This is a genomic window from Entomohabitans teleogrylli, assembly GCF_001484765.1.
Classification (GTDB): domain Bacteria; phylum Pseudomonadota; class Gammaproteobacteria; order Enterobacterales; family Enterobacteriaceae; genus Entomohabitans; species Entomohabitans teleogrylli.
The window spans coordinates 1-18,123 of record NZ_KQ947383.1 but is presented as its reverse complement, the minus strand read 5'-3'; the positions used below and the strand labels follow the sequence as shown (position 1 = coordinate 18,123).

Genomic DNA, 18,123 nt, shown 5'->3' with positions numbered 1-18,123 from the left:
GAGAGGAGAGACATGTTCCAGTTATCTGTGCAGGATATTCACCCCGCCGCCAGCGCGGCGTCAAAAGAAGACGCTATCCGTCAGGTGGCCGCGGCGCTGGTCGCCGCCGGCAATGTGGCTGAGGGGTATGTCGACGGCATGCTGGCCCGCGAGCAGCAGACGTCCACGTTTCTGGGGAACGGCATCGCCATTCCCCACGGTACCACCGATACCCGCGACCAGGTGCTGAAAACCGGCGTTCAGGTTTTCCAGTTCCCGCAGGGGATCGCCTGGGGCGAGGGCCAGACGGCCTATGTCGCCATTGGCATTGCCGCCAGTTCTGACGAGCATCTCGGTTTGCTGCGTCAGCTAACCCATGTCCTGAGCGACGACGCGATTGCTGAACAGCTGAAAACGGCCACCAGCGCCGAAGAGCTGCGCGCCCTGCTGATGGGAGAAAAACAGAGTTCAGCCCTGCGGCTGGATAACGACATGCTCAGTCTGGATGTGGCCGCCAGCGATCTGATGACGCTGCAGGCCCTCAACGCCGGGCGGCTGAAAGAAGCCGGCGCGGTAGACGCCTCTTTTGTCAGCCATGTGGTCAGCGCCAGGCCGCTGAACCTCGGGCAGGGGATCTGGCTCAACGACAGTCCGCAGGGCAACCTCGGCAGCGCCGTGGCGGTCAGCCGACCGGCCAGGGCGTTCGACGCTGACGGCGAATCCGTTGCGCTGCTGATGACGGTGGCGATGGCGGACGACCAGCCGCTGGATGTCCTCAGGCGCCTCAGCGAACTGCTGTTGAGTAATAAAGCTGAACAGTTGCTGAACGCCGATGCCGCCATACTGCTGGCGCTGCTGACCAGCGACGACGCGCCGCAGGATGGCGTACTGAGCGCGGAATTTGTGGTGCGAAATGAACACGGCCTGCATGCCCGTCCGGGCACCATGCTGGTGAATACTATTAAACAATTTAACAGTGAGATCACCGTGACCAATCTCGACGGGACCGGGAAACCGGCCAATGGCCGCAGCCTGATGAAAGTTGTGGCGCTGGGGGTTAAGAAAGGGCATCGCCTGCGTTTTACCGCCCAGGGTGCGGATGCTGAACAGGCGCTGAACGCGATTGGCGAAGCTATCGCCAGCGGTCTTGGGGAGGGCGCAGCATGAGCCGGCGTGTCGCAACCATTACCCTGAACCCGGCCTATGACCTGGTCGGGTACTGCAATGAAATTGAACGTGGCGAAGTGAATCTGGTGCGCACCACCGGTCTGCACGCCGCCGGTAAAGGGATTAACGTCGCGAAAGTGCTGAAAGACCTCGGGATCGACGTTACGGTCGGCGGGTTCCTCGGCAAAGACAACCAGGATGGCTTTCAGCAACTGTTCAGCGAGCTGGGCATCGCCAACCGCTTCCAGGTGGTACAGGGGCGTACCCGCATTAACGTCAAGCTGACGGAAAAAGACGGCGAAGTCACCGATCTGAATTTCTCGGGTTTTGATGTCACCCCTGCTGACTGGGAGCGTTTTGTTAATGACTCCCTGAGCTGGCTTGGGCAGTTCGATATGGTATGCGTCAGCGGCAGCCTGCCCTCCGGCGTTAGCCCGGAAGCGTTTACCGACTGGATGACGCGTCTGCGCAGCCAGTGCCCGTGCATTATTTTCGACAGCAGCCGCGAAGCGCTGGTCGCCGGGCTGAAAGCAGCGCCGTGGCTGGTGAAACCCAATCGCCGCGAGCTGGAAATCTGGGCTGGCCGTAAGCTGCCGACCTTAAAAGATGTGATTGACGCCGCGCACCAGTTGCGCGAACAGGGCATCGCCCACGTGGTGATTTCCCTCGGTGCGGAAGGGGCGCTGTGGGTCAACGCCTCCGGCGAGTGGATTGCCAAACCGCCGGCCTGTGAAGTGGTCAGCACTGTGGGCGCCGGGGATTCAATGGTTGGCGGTCTGATTTACGGCCTGCTGATGCGCGAATCCAGCGAACATACGCTGCGGCTGGCGACGGCGGTGGCGGCGCTGGCGGTCAGCCAGAGCAATGTCGGTATCACCGATCGGACGCTGCTGGCGGGCATGATGGCCCGCGTCGATCTGCAACCCTTTAACTGACAGCGGGAGAGGTATTGATGAAAACGCTGCTGATAATTGAACCCGGTCTGGGTCAGGCGCGCGCCTATCTGGCGAAAACGCTGCTGGGCGCCGCGGCGCAAAAGGCACAACTGGCGATAGTGGATAACCCTGGCGAAGCGGATATGGCGCTGGTCATTGGCGCCGCGATCCCGGCGGATCCTGCCCTGAACGGGAAAAAAGTTTACCTCGGCGATATCGATCGCGCCGTGCAACATCCGGAGCTGTTTTTAAGCGAAGCGTTGCGCGATGCGCAGCCCTGGAGCGCCCCGCGGGTAGCCGCTCCCGTCGCGACGGGTAACGGGCCAAAACGTATTGTGGCGGTAACCGCCTGCCCGACCGGCGTGGCGCATACCTTCATGGCCGCTGAGGCCATCGAAACCGAAGCCAAAAAGCGCGGCTGGTGGGTGAAAGTGGAAACCCGCGGTTCCGTGGGTGCCGGTAACGCCATCACGCCGCAGGAGATAGCCGAGGCCGATCTGGTGGTGGTAGCGGCGGATATTGAAGTGGATCTGGCGAAATTTGCCGGTAAGCCAATGTACCGCACCTCGACCGGACTGGCGCTGAAAAAGACCGCTCAGGAACTGGATAATGCGCTGGAGCAGGCGCAGCCTTACCAGCCGGCGTCCCCTGCCCGCGGCGCGGCGCAGGAGGGCAAAAAAGAGGCCGGCGGCGCTTACCGTCACCTGCTGACCGGGGTTTCCTATATGCTGCCGATGGTGGTGGCGGGCGGTCTGTGTATCGCGCTGTCATTTGCCTTCGGGATTAAGGCATTTGAGCAGCCTGGCACCCTGGCGGCGGCGCTGATGCAAATTGGCGGCGGCTCCGCTTTCGCTCTGATGGTGCCGGTACTGGCAGGCTATATTGCTTTCTCCATTGCCGACCGTCCGGGGCTGACGCCGGGTCTGATCGGCGGGATGCTGGCGGTGAGCACCGGTTCCGGGTTCATTGGCGGGATTATCGCCGGCTTCCTTGCGGGCTATGTGGCGAAGCTTATCAGCACCAGGCTGAAACTGCCGCCGAGCATGGAAGCGCTGAAGCCAATACTGATTATTCCGCTGATCTCCAGCCTGATTGTCGGTCTGGCTATGATCTACCTGATCGGTAAGCCGGTCGCCGGTATCCTGGCTGGGTTAACCCACTGGTTGCAAACCATGGGGACGGCGAACGCCGTACTGTTGGGCGCGGTGCTGGGCGGTATGATGTGTACTGACATGGGCGGTCCGGTAAATAAAGCGGCTTATGCGTTTGGCGTCGGGTTGCTCAGTACCCAGACCTACGGCCCGATGGCGGCAATTATGGCTGCCGGTATGGTGCCGCCGCTGGCGCTGGGCCTGGCGACCCTGATTGCCCGCAATAAGTTCGACAATGCCCAACGTGAAGGGGGTAAAGCGGCGCTGGTGCTCGGCCTGTGCTTTATCACCGAAGGGGCGATTCCGTTCGCGGCCCGGGATCCGATGCGCGTGCTGCCATGCTGTATCGTTGGCGGCGCGCTGACCGGGGCTATTTCGATGGCGGTTAGCGCACAGCTGATGGCGCCGCACGGCGGGCTGTTCGTACTGCTGATTCCGGGGGCAATCACGCCGGTGCTGGGCTACCTGCTGGCAATTGTCGCCGGTACTCTGGTGGCTGGCGTGACTTACGCGGTTATCAAGCGTCCTGAGATCGCGGCGGGCGAAAAAGCGGCGGTCTGATAAGGCGTTGATTCAGTGGGGCGGATCGCGACGATCCGCCCTTTTTTATGTCTGAAGGGTTTTTACCAGCGCTTCTGGTCACCGGGCGGCCAGCTGTGACGGGGTTCATAAAACCGTATTTAATTCATACTGCTTGCGCCTTGTGCGGAGTATCCAATTGATATCACGACAGAACGTTGATTATGTGATCGGCGTCAGCCCTGTTTTTTGATATTAAAATCCGCAATATTCATCTCTGCCAGAATTTCATTTCTTTCCTGCGAATAATACAGTGTTGATATTCTGAATACAGTCTCAGGTAAATTGTGACTGGCATCATATTCATCAGTGAATCCGCCGGGTGGTGGATTTACTTTCTTTTTTGTTTATCTACTATAAACACATGTTCATTTTTAAACATGTGCTCTAATATTTTTTAAATGATGATTTAAATCGCTGTGCTACCCAGGGAAATTCGCCGTTAGTGATAACGACGGCGCGGCGTTTTAGTACGGTGCTGGTGGCGGTTCTGAGCTATAACGCGTCATTTTGGCACCGGAAATTTTATCTATCTTAATGATTTAAAAAGTTTTCTGTATGGCTGGCGGTTGTGGCCGCGGCTTTGATGAGGACAGCTTATGCGTGATAAGGATTATGTTGTCACCATTGGTTCAGCAAATATGGACGTGGCAGGGTATTCACTGGCATCGCTTAATTACGCTGATTCCAATCCCGGAAAAATAAGATATACGCCGGGCGGCGTGGGGCGCAATATCGCTCAAAACCTCGCGCTGCTGGGTAAAGCCTCTTATTTAATTTCCATTGTCGGGGATGATTTCTATGGTCACTCCCTGCTAACCCAGACAGAAATTTCCGGGGTGAATATTTCCCGCTGCCAGGCCCTGGCGCAGGAAAATACCTCGGCCTATTTATCTCTGCTCGATAATACCGGTGAAATGCTGGTGGCGATTAATGACATGGGCATTATTGACCACATTACGCCGGATTTTCTGGCGCAGCACCGGGACTTTATCCGCCAGGCCAGCGTGGTGGTGGCGGACTGCAATATCAGCGAGGCCTCCCTGGCGTGGATTCTGGCAAATAGCGGCCCGGTGCCGGTGTTTATCGACCCGGTATCGGCGTGGAAGTGCGTGAAAATCAGGGCGCTGTTGCCGCAGATTCATACCCTGAAGCCCAACCGCCTGGAGGCGGAAACCCTCAGCGGCATTCCGCTGGTCACCCGCGACGATGCGCCGCGGGTCGCCGCCTGGTTCCACGAGCAGGGGCTGAAGCGACTGGTGCTGAGTATGGGGGGCGATGGTGTCTGGTATAGCGATAGCGCCGGCGAGTGCGGCTGGTCGCTGCCGCTGAAAACCGCCGTGATTAATGTGACCGGCGCCGGCGACGCCATGATGGCCGGCCTTGCCTGTTGCTGGATGGAAGGGCGCGGTTTTGTCGAGTCGGTACGTTTCGCTCAGGGATGTTCTTCTATGGCGCTGGCCTCGGAATACACCAACAACCCTGAATTATCTGTTGAACATGTCATGGAATTACTGGAGTCACAATAATGACTGAATTAACGATTTCACCTGAATTACTTGAAATTGCACCTGAGGTTCGCGAGGCGCTGGCCAATAACCGGCCGGTGGTGGCGCTGGAATCCACCATTATCTCCCATGGCATGCCGTTCCCGCAGAACGCGCAAACCGCCATTGAGGTCGAGGAGACGATTCGCCAGCACGGGGCGGTGCCGGCGACGATCGCCATTATCCACGGGAAAATGAAAGTCGGCCTGAGCCGTGAAGAGATTGAACTGCTGGGACGTGAGGGCCACAGCGTCGCTAAAGTCAGCCGCCGCGATCTGCCTTTTGTGGTCGCCGCCGGTAAAAACGGCGCCACCACTGTGGCATCGACGATGATCATCGCCGCGCTGGCGGGGATTAAGGTGTTTGCCACCGGCGGTATCGGCGGGGTGCACCGCGGCGCTCAACAGACCTTTGATATTTCCGCCGATCTTCAGGAACTGGCTCACACCAATGTGACCGTGGTCTGCGCCGGGGCGAAATCGATTCTCGATCTTGGCCTGACCACCGAATACCTCGAAACCTTCGGCGTACCGCTGATCGGGTACCGGACCACCGCGCTGCCGGCATTCTTTAGTCGTACCAGCCCGTTTAACGTCAGCATTCGCCTCGACAGCGCCAGCGAAATTGCCCGCGCCATGGCGGTGAAATGGCAAACCGGCCTGAATGGCGGTCTGGTGGTGGCGAACCCGATTCCTGAGCAGTTCGCGATGCCGGAAGAGAAAATCAATGCTGCCATCGACCAGGCCGTGGCGGAAGCGGAAGAGCAGGGCGTGGTGGGGAAAGACAGCACGCCGTTCCTGCTGGCGCGTGTCGCGGAACTGACCGGCGGCGACAGCCTGAAGTCCAATATCCAGTTGGTATTTAATAACGCGCTGCTGGCGACGGAAATTGCTAAGGAATACCAGAGGCTCGTCAATTAACGGCTCGTCAGGCGCTGTTCCCGGACGGATTACCGGGAAACAGCGCTGAATATCAGGCATACGCAGAGCCCGGTCATGGTACCGGGCGCTCGACCAGAGAAGGATATTCATTATGGATTTAATGAGAAGCATTCTGGGTATGGCGGTATTACTGACTATTGGTTTTTTACTGTCAGTAAATAAAAAACATATCAGTCTTCGGACCATCGGCGCCGCGTTTATTTTGCAGGTGGCGATCGGCGGTATCATGCTCTATTTCCCGCCGGGAAAGTGGCTGGTAGAGCAGGCGGCCCACGGGGTCAACAAAGTGATGTCTTACAGCGACGCCGGCAGCGCGTTTATTTTCGGTTCGTTGGTTGGTCCGAAAATGGATACCCTGTTTGACGGCGCCGGGTTTATTTTCGCTTTCCGGGTACTACCGGCGATTATTTTCGTCACGGCGCTGATTTCACTGCTTTATTATATTGGCGTCATGAACATCCTGATCCGCGTACTGGGCGGAATTTTCCAGAAAGCGCTGAAGATCAGCAAAATTGAATCTTTTGTCGCCGTGACCACGATATTCCTCGGCCAGAATGAAATTCCGGCGATTGTGAAGCCATTTATCGATAAGCTGAATCGCAATGAATTGTTTACCGCGATCTGTAGCGGTATGGCGTCGATTGCCGGCTCGATGCTGATCGGCTACGCCGGGATGGGGGTGCCCATCGACTATCTGCTGGCGGCATCGCTGATGGCGATCCCTGGCGGTATTCTGTTTGCTCGTTTGCTCAGTCCGGCGCTGGAGCCGTCTACGGTAACGTTTGAAAATCTGTCGTTCAGCGACACGCCGCCGAAGAGCATCATTGAGGCCGCCGCCAGCGGCGCGATGACCGGCATGAAAATCGCCGTGGGCGTGGCGACGGTGGTGATGACCTTTGTGGCGATCATTGCCATGCTCAACGGTATGATTGGCGGTATCGGCGGTCTGTTCGGCTTTGCCGGTGTATCGCTGGAAAGCCTGCTGGGTTATCTGCTGGCGCCGCTGGCGTGGATTATGGGGGTTGACTGGAGCGAAGCGACGCTGGCCGGGAGCCTGATTGGCCAGAAGCTGGCGATCAACGAATTTGTCGCTTACCTCAACTTCTCGCCGTATCTGCAGCCGGGCGGTACGCTGGATGTGAAGACCATCGCGATTATCTCTTTCGCGCTGTGCGGCTTCGCCAATTTTGGATCGATTGGCGTGGTGGTTGGCGCATTCTCCGCGGTGGCGCCGCAGCGGGCGCCGGAAATTGCCCAGCTCGGGGTGCGGGCGCTGGCGGCGGCCACGCTGTCGAACCTGATGAGTGCGACTATTGCCGGTTTCTTTATTGGTCTTGCCTGAATTCTCGCGCCAGCAATCTGGCGCGTACTATCGCGGCGCGGAAAATCCGTTTTCCTGCGCCGCAAGGGGCATCCTGGTTAATTTCAATAATCGCAGATTCACGCATCCGCCGGTATAATAATAGTTATGCCGGGCAGCGGCTGATATTTTTTATTCATTAATATAGTAAATTGATAAAGTTATTTTCCGGATCCATTTCCCGCGCCAGCGCAGTCAGCACTTTTTTGTTGCTAATAACATAACCCGCTTTTTGCTTGAGTAATATTCTGTCGCGAGTAAATTGCGCCAGTACATATAATAAATGGCGATAGGATACTCCCATATATTCCGCGGTCTGGGTGTGTTTTTCGTGATACAGATCGTCCTGCTGAGTCAGTAAAATATAGGCGGCGAGACGGTTAATCAGCGGAAAAGATTGGTTCTGGGTTAACGAAACAATATTGCGGTAATTTTTTCTGCTCAGCGAAACGCAAAGATTGCGCAGAAACAGCACGTCGTTTAATAGCTGTGTGCGGAAGGGTTTTACCGGCAGCGCCAGGCACCAGCACTCTTCAATCGCCTGAACGGCCCGCGGCTGATGGTATTCATCCACCAGCTCAATTTCCCCGATGAAACACGGGGCGCCAAAAAAATCAACCAGCGATACCCGGCCATTAGCCAGCGTGACATATAGCCGCGAGCGGCCGCGCGCCAGGTAAAACAGCCACGCCGGCGCGGTACCTTCCTTGACAATGTAATCACCAGCCATGATATGGAACAGCCGGGTCTCCGGCGCCACATCAAACGAGAAATGCTCTGTATAGCCTGACTGACTAATCAATTGCTGTTTAAGATTGTCATTCTGGATTTCTTTCATCATTGCGCCCGGTATGAGATTTCTCATATTTAGCATACGTTTTCCGTGTTTATCATTCAATCATCAACCCGATTAATTTTCTTTGCTGAGACAAAAATAACGTACCCGCTAACAGAGGAAATAAAACATGGAAAAGAGAAAGATTATCCTGGATTGTGATCCGGGTCATGATGATGCGATTGCCATAATGATGGCGGCCAGACATCCGGCGATTGATTTACTGGGTATTACCATTGTCGCCGGTAATCAGACCCTCGATAAAACCCTGGTCAACGGGTTAAATGTCTGTCAGGCGCTGGAAATTAATGTGCCGGTCTATGCCGGGATGCCGCAGCCGCTGATGCGCCAGCAAATTGTCGCAGATAATATTCACGGTGAAACGGGTCTGGACGGCCCGGTATTTGCGCCGCTGACCCGTAAAGCGGAAAGTACCCACGCGGTGAGCTATATTATCGATACTCTGATGGCCAGTGACGGCGATATTACACTGGTGCCCGTCGGCCCGCTGACCAATATTGCCGTGGCAATGCGCATGCAGCCGGCGATCCTGCCGAAAATCCGCGAAATTGTCCTGATGGGCGGCGCTTATGGTACCGGAAATTTCACGCCATCGGCTGAATTCAATATCTACGCTGACCCGGAAGCCGCCCGGGTGGTATTTACCTCCGGCGTACCGCTGGTGATGATGGGGCTGGATCTGACTAATCAGACGGTTTGCACTGCGGATGTGATAGCCCGCATGGAAAAAGCCGGCGGCCCGGCAGGTCAGTTGTTCAGCGACATTATGAACTTTACCCTGAAAACCCAGTATGAAAACTATGGCTTAGCCGGCGGCCCGGTACACGACGCCACCTGCATTGGGTATCTCATCAACCCTCAGGGTATCCGCACTCAGGAAATGTATGTCGAGGTCGATGTCAACAGCGGCCCGTGCTACGGCCGCACCGTTTGCGACGAGCTGGGGGTCACCGGCAAAGCGGCGAATACCAAAGTCGGTATGACCATCGATACCCGCTGGTTCTGGAATTTAGTGGAAGAGTGCGTGCGTATGTACCTTCAACCCTGCTGATTGACGGCGCGGGCAATTCAGGAATCACGCCGCGCGAATAAAAACTGGCGGGCCGTCAGCGGTCGCCCGCCGCCTTATCAGAGATACCAAAAGCCGGGCATCAAGGAATCATCATTATGGATGTCATGAGAAGTGTTCTGGGTATGGTGGTATTACTGGCCATCGCTTTTCTGCTGTCAGTAAATAAGAAACGAATTAGTCTGCGCACTATCGGGGCGGCGCTGGCGCTGCAAATCGCTATTGGCGGAATCATGCTCTATTTTCCGCCGGGGAAATGGCTGGCGGAACAGGCGGCGCTGGGGGTACATAAAGTCATGACCTACAGCGACGCCGGCAGCGCGTTTATTTTCGGTTCGCTGGTTGGCCCGAAAATGGATACCCTGTTTGACGGCGCCGGGTTTATTTTTGCCTTCCGGGTTTTACCGGCAATTATTTTCATTACTGCGCTGGTGAGCCTGCTTTATTATATTTGCGTGATGGGGATCCTGATCCGTATTCTCGGCGGTATTTTCCAGAAGGCGCTGAATATCAGCAAAATTGAGTCATTTGTCGCGGTTACCACGATATTCCTCGGCCAGAATGAGATCCCGGCGATCGTTAAACCCTTTATCGACCGCCTGAATCGCAATGAGCTGTTTACCGCCATTTGTAGCGGTATGGCGTCGATTGCCGGTTCGACCATGATTGGCTATGCCGGGCTGGGCGTACCGATTGATTATCTGCTGGCGGCATCGCTGATGGCGATCCCGGGAGGGATTTTGTTTGCTCGTCTTCTCAGCCCGGCAACGCAGGAGTCGCAGGTGAGCTTCGATAATCTCTCGTTTAGCGAAACGCCGCCGAAAAGCCTTATTGAAGCGACGGCCAGCGGTGCGATGACCGGGCTGAAAATTGCCGCCGGAGTGGCGACCGTGGTGATGGCGTTTGTCGCCACCATTGCCTTGATCAACGGCATTATCGGCGGTATTAGCGGCTGGTTCGGTATGGGACATGCCACCCTGGAAGGTATTTTCGGCTATGCCCTTGCGCCGCTGGCGTGGCTGATGGGGGTGGACTGGAGTGATGCCGCCCTTGCCGGCAGCCTGATTGGCCAGAAGCTGGCGATTAACGAATTTGTCGCCTACGTCAATTTCTCTCCTTATCTGCAAACCGCCGGGACGCTGGATGTTAAAACCATCGCCATTATCTCTTTTGCGCTGTGCGGGTTTGCCAATTTTGGCTCGATTGGCGTGGTGGTTGGCGCGTTTTCCGCTGTGGCGCCGCAGCGGGCATCGGAAATCGCCCAGCTCGGGCTACGGGCGCTGGCGGCGGCCACGCTGTCAAACCTGATGAGCGCCACTATTGCCGGGTTTTTTATCGGTCTTAGCTGAGTGATACCACAAGGGGGTGAAAGCGGGCCGCAGGCGATGCTTGCGGCCCGTGGTGGTTTCTGGCGCCGGGACTATTTGCTGGCGTCGCTCTGCAGCAGTTCCAGCACATTATCCACCGACAGATTCGGGTTATTCATACTGGCGCTGGCCCGGGTGAGGGCGGCGCAGGCCTGGGCAAAAACCAGGCTGTCGCGGGTATCGCTGCCGTCGAGAAAGCTATACACCAGCCCGGCCATAAAGGCGTCGTCGGCGCCGAAGGGATCCTGTATCGGGTATGGCGGGGCCGCGAGGCGCAACTGTAGTCCACTGCGTTCACTACAGAACACCGCGTGATCATCAAGATAGATACACACCCGCGCCGTACCCTGGCGGTGGAACCACTCGCCTGCGGCGCGCATCTCTTGTTCGCTGCCGATTGCCGCGCCATACAATAACTCTGCGTCCTGGCGGGCCATTTTCAGGGTGTGGATTCGCGCCAGCCAGTTTCTGATCCTGGCGGCTTTAAACTCGGATACCGTATCGACAAACACCGGCACTTCCCGGGCGTGGGTGAAGACCCAGGTCAGGGCCGCTTCGTCGAGGTTACAGTCGGCGACCACTACCCCGGAATGGCTGAGTAGATCCCGGGACGGATTGAGCAGCTCAGGGGTAAGTTGCGCCATGATATGGGTGTCGTTAATGGCCACCACCGTTTCGCCGGCGTCGTTATCAATGGCCAGATAGGTGGCGGTACTGTGGCCGTGCAGCCGCACGCAGCTCTGGATATTGACCCCGGCCAGGCGGGTCTGCTCCAGCAGATTTTCACCGTAGAAGTCATTACCTACCGCCGAAATCAGGTGGCAGTCGCGGCCCAGCAGAGCCAGATTATGAGCGATATTGCGCCCCACGCCCCCCGGCGAACAGCGAATGCAGCCCGGGTTGGAGGCGGGTTGCGGATAGTGAATATTGGCCACGCCGCGGATATCCATATTGACTGAACCGAGCACCACGCAGTAATCCTGCTCGGCCAGAATATACCCCTTACCTTTGATCAACCCCTTGCGCATCAGATCCATAATATGCGCCGCCACTCTGGAACGACTGATGGCGAGAATGTCGGCGATCTCATGCTGCTGGATAAGCGGGTTGCGTCTGAGGATCTTGAGGATCTGTTTTTCCCTGTCATTCATCATAATCACGTTACCGGGCGCCTTACCTGTCTGCTGTTATTGTGCCGTAAAGTCGGGCAGGGGAGTAGCGCCGCGCTTCAGGCGGCGGCCTCGCGGGTCTGCTGCGCTTTAAGCCAGGCGATCTCCTCGGCCCAGATATCCGGGTTAATGGTTTCGAGAATCAACGGAATCCCGTCGAAACGCGCATCGCGCATGATCCAGGAGAAGGCGGTATGGCCGATGTTCCCTTCGCCAAGGCTGTTATGGCGGTCCACCCGGCTGGCGAATTCGCTTTTGGCGTCATTGAGATGCATGCCGCGCAGGTACTGAAAGCCGACGATACGCGCAAATTCGTTAAAGGTGTGTTCGCAGTCGGCTTCAGTGCGCAGATCGTAACCGGCGGCGAAGGCGTGGCAGGTATCGATACAGACGCCGACCCGGCTTTTATCTTCCACCCCGTCGATAATCGCGGCCAGGTGCTCGAAGCGGAAGCCCAGATTGCTGCCCTGGCCGGCGGTATTTTCAATAACCGCGGTCACGCCTTCGGTTTGGGCGAGGGCAATGTTGATTGATTCGGCGATGCGCGCCAGGCAGTCTTGTTCGGAAATTTGCATCAGGTGGCTGCCGGGATGGAAATTCAGCAGCGTCAGGCCGAGTTGTTCGCAGCGCTGCATTTCATCAAGAAATGCGTCGCGGGATTTTTCCAGCGCCTCCGCCACCGGGTGGCCGAGGTTAATCAGATAGCTGTCGTGCGGCAGTATCTGCCCCGGCTGGTAATGGTATTTCTCGCAGGCGGCTTTGAAGGCGTCAATGGTGTCGGCGCTGAGCGGCGCGGCGCGCCACTGGCGCTGGTTTTTGGTGAACAGGGCAAAGGCGGTGGCGTCAATCTCGTGGGCGCGGATGGCGGCATTTTCCAGCCCTCCCGCAGCGCTGACGTGCGCTCCAATATACTTCATGGGTTATCTCTCCGATCATACACCCCCGCTATGGGGTAACTTGCCATCATAGCGGGTTTGCGCAGAGATTTCCTGGCTTTCAGGCCAGCAGACCGTCAACCAGCAGGTTAATGGCGCCGCCGCCGACGATCAGCCAGATGAACAGGGTTAGCGCCATCAGCAGCGGGCGCAGCCCGGCTTTTTTCAGGGCGCTGACGTGGGTAGTGACCCCCAGCGCCGCCATGGCCATTGCCAGCAGGACGGTGTCGAGGGTAATCAGCGCTTCCACGAGCGGGGCAGGCAGCAGGTGGAAAGAATTCACCAGCGCCACGACAATAAACAGCACGGCGAACCACGGAATGGTGATGCGACTTTGCTGCCCGTCTGCGGCGGGGGATAACTGTTTCACCCGGGCGGCGAGCAGCAGCAGGAACGGTGCCAGCATCATCACGCGCAGCATCTTGGCGATCACCGCTGCGTTTTCGGTTTCCGGGCTCACGGCATGGCCGGCGGCCACCACCTGGGCGACTTCGTGCATTGTCGAACCGATATAGACACCGAATTGGCCGGGGCTGAACCAGGCGCTGAGCCAGGGATACAGCATCGGGTAGATAAAAATCGCCAGTGTCCCGAAAATCACCACCGTCGCCACCGCCACGGTCACTTTGCCTGGCTGGGCTTTGACGACCGGTTCACTGGCCAGTACCGCGGCAGCGCCGCAGATACTGCTGCCGGCGCCGATCAGCCAACTGGTCTGGCGGTCCAGTCCGAATACTTTTGGCCCCAGCCAGCAGGCCAACAGAAAGGTGGAGCTGAGGGTGAGGATGTCAATCACTATCCCGCTCAGCCCGACGTCGGCAATCTGGGTAAAAGTAAGGCGCAAGCCGTAGAGAATAATGCCGAGGCGCAGCAGATGCTGTTTGGCAAACAGTACGCCGCTTTCGCACTGGCGGTCGATTTTTGGGTAAATACTGTTACCCGTCACCATACCGAACAAAATCGCCAGCGTCAGGGCGCTGAAGCCGGCGCCGGCGATTGTCGGAACACTGCCGGCCAACATGGCGACGCCAGCGATCAGCGCGCTGAGCGCCAGACCAGGAATAAAGTGCCATCGCACAGGGCGAGACGGGTGAACGGAAATTGTTGTCATAACCTTCTCCTCTTTGTGGGCAAAGGTTACGGTGGGATGGTATAAAAATAAAATTGATTATATATTTATAATTAATCTTTATAAGTGGTAAGGCAACGGCCCTCAGGCCAGAAAAGGCGGCAATCAATCATGCATATTACCCTGCGGCAACTGGAAGTATTCACTGAGGTGCTGAAGAGCGGTTCCACTACCCAGGCTTCTCTGGCGATGGCGCTGTCCCAGTCGGCGGTCAGCGCCGCGCTGGCGGATCTGGAAGGACAGCTTGGGGTGCAACTGTTCGACCGGGTCGGCAAGCGACTGGTGGTCAATGAACATGGCCGGCTGCTGTATCCCCGGGCTGTCGGGTTGCTGGAGCAGGCTATCGAGATTGAGCAGTTGTTCCGTGAAGATAACGGCGCGATTCGGGTCTACGCCAGCAGTACTATCGGCAACTATATTTTGCCGGAAGTGATCGCCCGCTATCGTCGCGATAACCCTGGGCTGCCGGTGGAGCTGAGTGTTGGCAATAGCCAGGATGTGATCAACGCCGTGGCAGATTTTCGGGTCGATATCGGGCTGATTGAAGGGCCGTGCCATATGACCGGGATTGTCACGGTACCGTGGCTGGAGGATGAACTGGTGGTGTTTGCCGCCCCGGACGCGCCGTTGCTCCAGGGGGAGATTACGGCTGAGCGGCTGGCCGCCGCGCCGTGGATTTTGCGCGAGCGCGGATCCGGCACCCGGGAGATTGTCGACTATTTACTGCTGTCTCACCTGCCGGAGTTTCATCTGGAAATGGAACTGGGCAATTCAGAAGCGATTAAACATGCGGTACGCCACGGGCTGGGGATTAGCTGCCTGTCGCGGCGGGTGATTGCCGAACAGCTGGAGAATGGCTCGCTGGTTGAGGTCGCGGTGCCGTTCCCCGGCCTGGTGCGCACGCTGTACTCTATTCACCATCGCCAGAAGCATCTGTCGAAGGCGCTACAGCGCTTTCTACGCTACTGCGGATCCTGACTCGCGGTCAGGATACCAGTTTAGCACTGACCTTTGGTTATTTGGGTCAGCGGGACGTTGATGTCAAAAATTCGCGCCCGGGCGTTGTTGACGCCGAATCCGGACAGCCGCGCCTGATGCATTTCCCAGTATTTCTCAGCGCTGGCGCGGTCAGTGAAGAAATAAATGCCGCCGGCTTCGTTGGTTTGCTGATTTTCAGTCCAGACTTTAGAGATAAATCCCGGCTCCCGGGTGATGCTTTCCGCCAGCGGCTGCGCGGATTTGGATAAATTTTCCCCAAGCATTTCTGCGGGCATACTGAAATCAACCTGTAAAACAACTGTCATGGTGTGCTCCTTTCGTGACATCAGGGTCCAGAGTCGTTCCCTGCTGCGGGCCAGCTTATCATAGTGCGCGGCAAAGCCGTTTTTCCGGAGATGCACTTGTGATCCCGGCCGGGGCGGCGCAGTGCCGGATGACGGTTTTACTTATAATCCGTCGGCGATTATGAACGTCTCTAATAAGAGGTTTTTTCAGGGCAGCAACGTGCGGCGAGTCTGCTAGAATTGCGCCTCATTTTTTGGATGGGCAACATTTTTATATGGTTTCTCAAGATAAAACCACACAAGCGCCTGGTCTGCGCCGCGAACTGAAGGCGCGTCATCTGACGATGATCGCTATCGGCGGTTCGATCGGCACCGGGCTGTTTGTCGCCTCCGGCGCGACCATTTCTCAGGCGGGCCCGGGCGGCGCGCTGCTTTCTTATATGCTGATTGGCCTGATGGTCTACTTCCTGATGACCAGTCTTGGGGAACTGGCGGCGTTTATGCCGGTTTCCGGTTCATTTGCCACTTATGGCCAGAAATATGTTGAAGAAGGGTTCGGCTTCGCGCTGGGCTGGAACTACTGGTACAACTGGGCGGTGACGATCGCTGTCGATCTGGTTGCGGCGCAACTGGTGATGAATTACTGGTTCCCGGATACCCCGGGCTGGATCTGGAGCGCGCTGTTCCTCGGGATCATGTTCCTGCTGAATTACATTTCGGTCAGAGGTTTTGGCGAGGCGGAATACTGGTTTTCATTAATTAAGGTTGCCACGGTGATTATTTTTATCGTGGTTGGCGTGTTGATGATTATTGGCATTTTCAAAGGCGCGCAGCCGGCGGGCTGGTCTAACTGGACGATCGGCGATGCGCCGTTCGCCGGGGGATTTGCCGCGATGATCGGCGTGGCGATGATTGTTGGTTTCTCTTTCCAGGGGACTGAGCTTATCGGTATTGCTGCCGGTGAGTCGGCGGACCCGGAGAAGAACATTCCGCGCGCGGTGCGTCAGGTGTTCTGGCGTATTCTGCTGTTTTATGTGTTCGCGATTCTGGTGGTCAGTCTGATCATTCCTTATACCGATCCGAGTCTGCTGCGTAATGACGTCAAGGACATCAGCGTGAGTCCGTTTACCCTGGTGTTCCAGCATGCGGGTCTGCTGTCGGCAGCGGCGGTGATGAACGCGGTAATTCTGACCGCGGTGCTGTCGGCGGGGAACTCGGGGATGTACGCATCAACCCGTATGTTATATACCCTGGCCTGCGACGGCAAAGCGCCGCGTATATTCGCGAAGCTGTCGAAGGGCGGCGTACCGCGTAACGCGCTGTACGCGACTACGGTGATTGCCGGGCTGTGTTTTCTGACGTCGATGTTTGGCAACCAGACGGTTTATCTGTGGCTGCTGAACACATCGGGGATGACCGGGTTTATCGCCTGGCTGGGGATTGCTATCAGCCACTACCGGTTCCGCCGTGGTTTTGTACTGCAGGGTAATGATATCAATAACCTGCCGTATCGTTCGGGGTTCTTCCCGATCGGGCCGATTTTTGCCTTTGTGCTGTGTCTGATCATTACGCTGGGCCAGAACTATGACGCTTTCCTTGCCGATCGCATTGACTGGGGCGGCGTAGCGGCGACCTACATTGGAATTCCGCTGTTTTTGATTATTTGGTTTAGTTATAAGCTGGCCAAAGGGACCCGTTTTGTACGGTATAGCGAGATGGAGTTTCCGGAGCGATTTAAGAAGTGATTGGGGGGGAGGGAGGCTGGCGCCTCCCTCATTGCTTTTTGCCTGGTGTTGTTGGTGTTTTTTGGTGTGGTTTTGTTCTTGTAGTGGTTCTGTTCGTTGTGGTCTTTTTTCTGGGCAGGAATTCCTGTTCATTGCGGTTTTTTCCTGGGGAGGAAATTCCGTTCACCGTAAGTCAGCGCCTTATTTTGCTTTTGTCGCCAGGTGAACGGGGAGAGGTGGCAGGTGTCGCTTTTTTACTTTTAGTCTGTGGCAATGAATTCTGTTTACCGTGGTCATTTTTTCGTGGGTGGGAGATTTCGTTCGCTGTGGTCATTTTTGCCTGGGCAGGAATTCCTGTTCATTGCGGTTTTTTCCTGGGGAGGAAATTCCGTTCACCGTAAGTCCGCGCCTTATTTTGCCNGAATTCTGTTTACCGTGGTCATTTTTTCGTGGGTGGGAGATTTCGTTCGCTGTGGTCATTTTTGCCTGGGCAGGAATTCCTGTTCATTGCGGTTTTTTCCTGGGGAGGAAATTCCGTTCACCGTAAGTCCGCGCCTTATTTTGCCTTTGTCGCCAGGTGAACGGGGAGAGGGGGCTCGCCGCCGCCCCCTCTCCACACCGGGCTCCCGGCAGTAAAATCGCCGCTGCGCGGTACCCGTCGATTTTCGCGTCTGGCTTCGGGTCGGGTAAGACAGGACGTCCCTGTCCTGGCTTACCCTCAGGCCGGTTCCCTCCGGCCTGCCCCGGCCATCCACAAAAATAGCCGGCGATTTTAAGCCGGATTCAACCCCCCCCCCCCGCGGTGAAATCGGGGATTTTAAAAGGCATGTTGATTGCTGTTTATTGCTACAGGGGCATTATCAGAACTTTTGAGAAACAGAGAGTTCCGGTTGATAAGTTCTTGTTTTTACTTTGATACTGTTACAAATTTT

General features: G+C 56.7%; 15 protein-coding genes. 10 read left to right on the top strand and 5 right to left on the bottom strand.

Annotated features, from left to right (window positions below; genetic code table 11):
• Positions 1-12: 12 nt before the first annotated feature.
• The 6 genes from fruB to AQ981_RS11205 all read left to right on the top strand — a co-directional run bounded on the left by fruB (position 13) and on the right by AQ981_RS11205 (position 7,641).
• Positions 13-1,146 (top strand): fused PTS fructose transporter subunit IIA/HPr protein, encoded by a 1,134-nt coding sequence (gene fruB / locus AQ981_RS11230; RefSeq protein WP_058911843.1) that lies wholly within the window; start codon positions 13-15, stop codon positions 1,144-1,146.
• Positions 1,143-2,081 (top strand): 1-phosphofructokinase, encoded by a 939-nt coding sequence (fruK, locus tag AQ981_RS11225; protein WP_058911842.1) that lies wholly within the window; start codon positions 1,143-1,145, stop codon positions 2,079-2,081. Before fruB ends, fruK begins: the two co-directional genes overlap by 4 nt.
• A 17-nt stretch (positions 2,082-2,098) precedes the next feature.
• Entirely contained in the window at positions 2,099-3,793 is a 1,695-nt protein-coding gene (gene fruA, locus AQ981_RS11220) for a PTS fructose transporter subunit IIBC (RefSeq protein WP_058911841.1), read from the top strand.
• 617 nt (positions 3,794-4,410) lie between these two features.
• A complete protein-coding gene (locus AQ981_RS11215; RefSeq protein WP_058911840.1) occupies positions 4,411-5,340 on the top strand; it encodes a pseudouridine kinase in 930 nt (309 codons plus the stop codon).
• On the top strand, positions 5,340-6,278 hold the full coding sequence (locus AQ981_RS11210) for a pseudouridine-5'-phosphate glycosidase (RefSeq protein WP_058911839.1): 939 nt from the start codon (positions 5,340-5,342) through the stop codon (positions 6,276-6,278). Before AQ981_RS11215 ends, AQ981_RS11210 begins: the two co-directional genes overlap by 1 nt.
• 112 nt (positions 6,279-6,390) lie before the next feature.
• Positions 6,391-7,641 carry a NupC/NupG family nucleoside CNT transporter gene (locus tag AQ981_RS11205; RefSeq protein ID WP_058911838.1) on the top strand — a complete coding sequence of 417 codons (1,251 nt, stop codon included), beginning with the start codon at positions 6,391-6,393 and terminating at the stop codon, positions 7,639-7,641.
• 157 nt (positions 7,642-7,798) lie between these two features.
• Here the strand turns inward: AQ981_RS11205 and AQ981_RS11200 are convergent, their stop codons facing one another.
• Entirely contained in the window at positions 7,799-8,497 is a 699-nt protein-coding gene (locus tag AQ981_RS11200; RefSeq protein WP_058911906.1) for a transcriptional regulator YeiL, read from the bottom strand.
• 127 nt (positions 8,498-8,624) lie between these two features.
• Here AQ981_RS11200 and rihB point away from each other — a divergent pair, with 127 nt between their 5' ends.
• Together rihB and AQ981_RS11190 are read left to right on the top strand one after the other, a co-directional pair.
• Positions 8,625-9,566, top strand: a complete 942-nt coding sequence (rihB, locus tag AQ981_RS11195) for a ribosylpyrimidine nucleosidase (protein WP_058911837.1) — start codon at positions 8,625-8,627, stop codon at positions 9,564-9,566.
• Between the two features lie 116 nt (positions 9,567-9,682).
• Positions 9,683-10,933 carry a NupC/NupG family nucleoside CNT transporter gene (locus AQ981_RS11190; protein ID WP_058911836.1) on the top strand — a complete coding sequence of 417 codons (1,251 nt, stop codon included), beginning with the start codon at positions 9,683-9,685 and terminating at the stop codon, positions 10,931-10,933.
• 71 nt (positions 10,934-11,004) lie between these two features.
• Here AQ981_RS11190 and AQ981_RS11185 read toward each other — a convergent pair whose 3' ends face one another.
• The 3 genes from AQ981_RS11185 to AQ981_RS11175 all read right to left on the bottom strand — a co-directional run bounded on the left by AQ981_RS11185 (position 11,005) and on the right by AQ981_RS11175 (position 14,166).
• Positions 11,005-12,102 (bottom strand): sugar kinase, encoded by a 1,098-nt coding sequence (locus AQ981_RS11185; RefSeq protein WP_058911905.1) that lies wholly within the window; start codon positions 12,100-12,102, stop codon positions 11,005-11,007.
• A 77-nt stretch (positions 12,103-12,179) separates the two neighbouring features.
• Positions 12,180-13,037, bottom strand: a complete 858-nt coding sequence (gene nfo / locus AQ981_RS11180; RefSeq protein WP_058911835.1) for a deoxyribonuclease IV — start codon at positions 13,035-13,037, stop codon at positions 12,180-12,182.
• Positions 13,038-13,116: 79 nt separating this feature from the next.
• Positions 13,117-14,166 (bottom strand): YeiH family putative sulfate export transporter, encoded by a 1,050-nt coding sequence (locus tag AQ981_RS11175; RefSeq protein ID WP_058911834.1) that lies wholly within the window; start codon positions 14,164-14,166, stop codon positions 13,117-13,119.
• A gap of 129 nt (positions 14,167-14,295) precedes the next feature.
• Here AQ981_RS11175 and yieE point away from each other — a divergent pair, with 129 nt between their 5' ends.
• Positions 14,296-15,162, top strand: coding sequence for a DNA-binding transcriptional regulator YeiE (yieE, locus tag AQ981_RS11170; RefSeq protein ID WP_058911833.1), 867 nt, complete (start codon positions 14,296-14,298; stop codon positions 15,160-15,162).
• Between the two features lie 20 nt (positions 15,163-15,182).
• Here yieE and AQ981_RS11165 read toward each other — a convergent pair whose 3' ends face one another.
• On the bottom strand, positions 15,183-15,488 hold the full coding sequence (locus tag AQ981_RS11165; RefSeq protein WP_058911832.1) for a monooxygenase: 306 nt from the start codon (positions 15,486-15,488) through the stop codon (positions 15,183-15,185).
• Positions 15,489-15,742: 254 nt separating this feature from the next.
• Here AQ981_RS11165 and AQ981_RS11160 point away from each other — a divergent pair, with 254 nt between their 5' ends.
• Positions 15,743-17,212 carry an amino acid permease gene (locus AQ981_RS11160; protein WP_058911831.1) on the top strand — a complete coding sequence of 490 codons (1,470 nt, stop codon included), beginning with the start codon at positions 15,743-15,745 and terminating at the stop codon, positions 17,210-17,212.
• Positions 17,213-18,123: the final 911 nt, after the last annotated feature.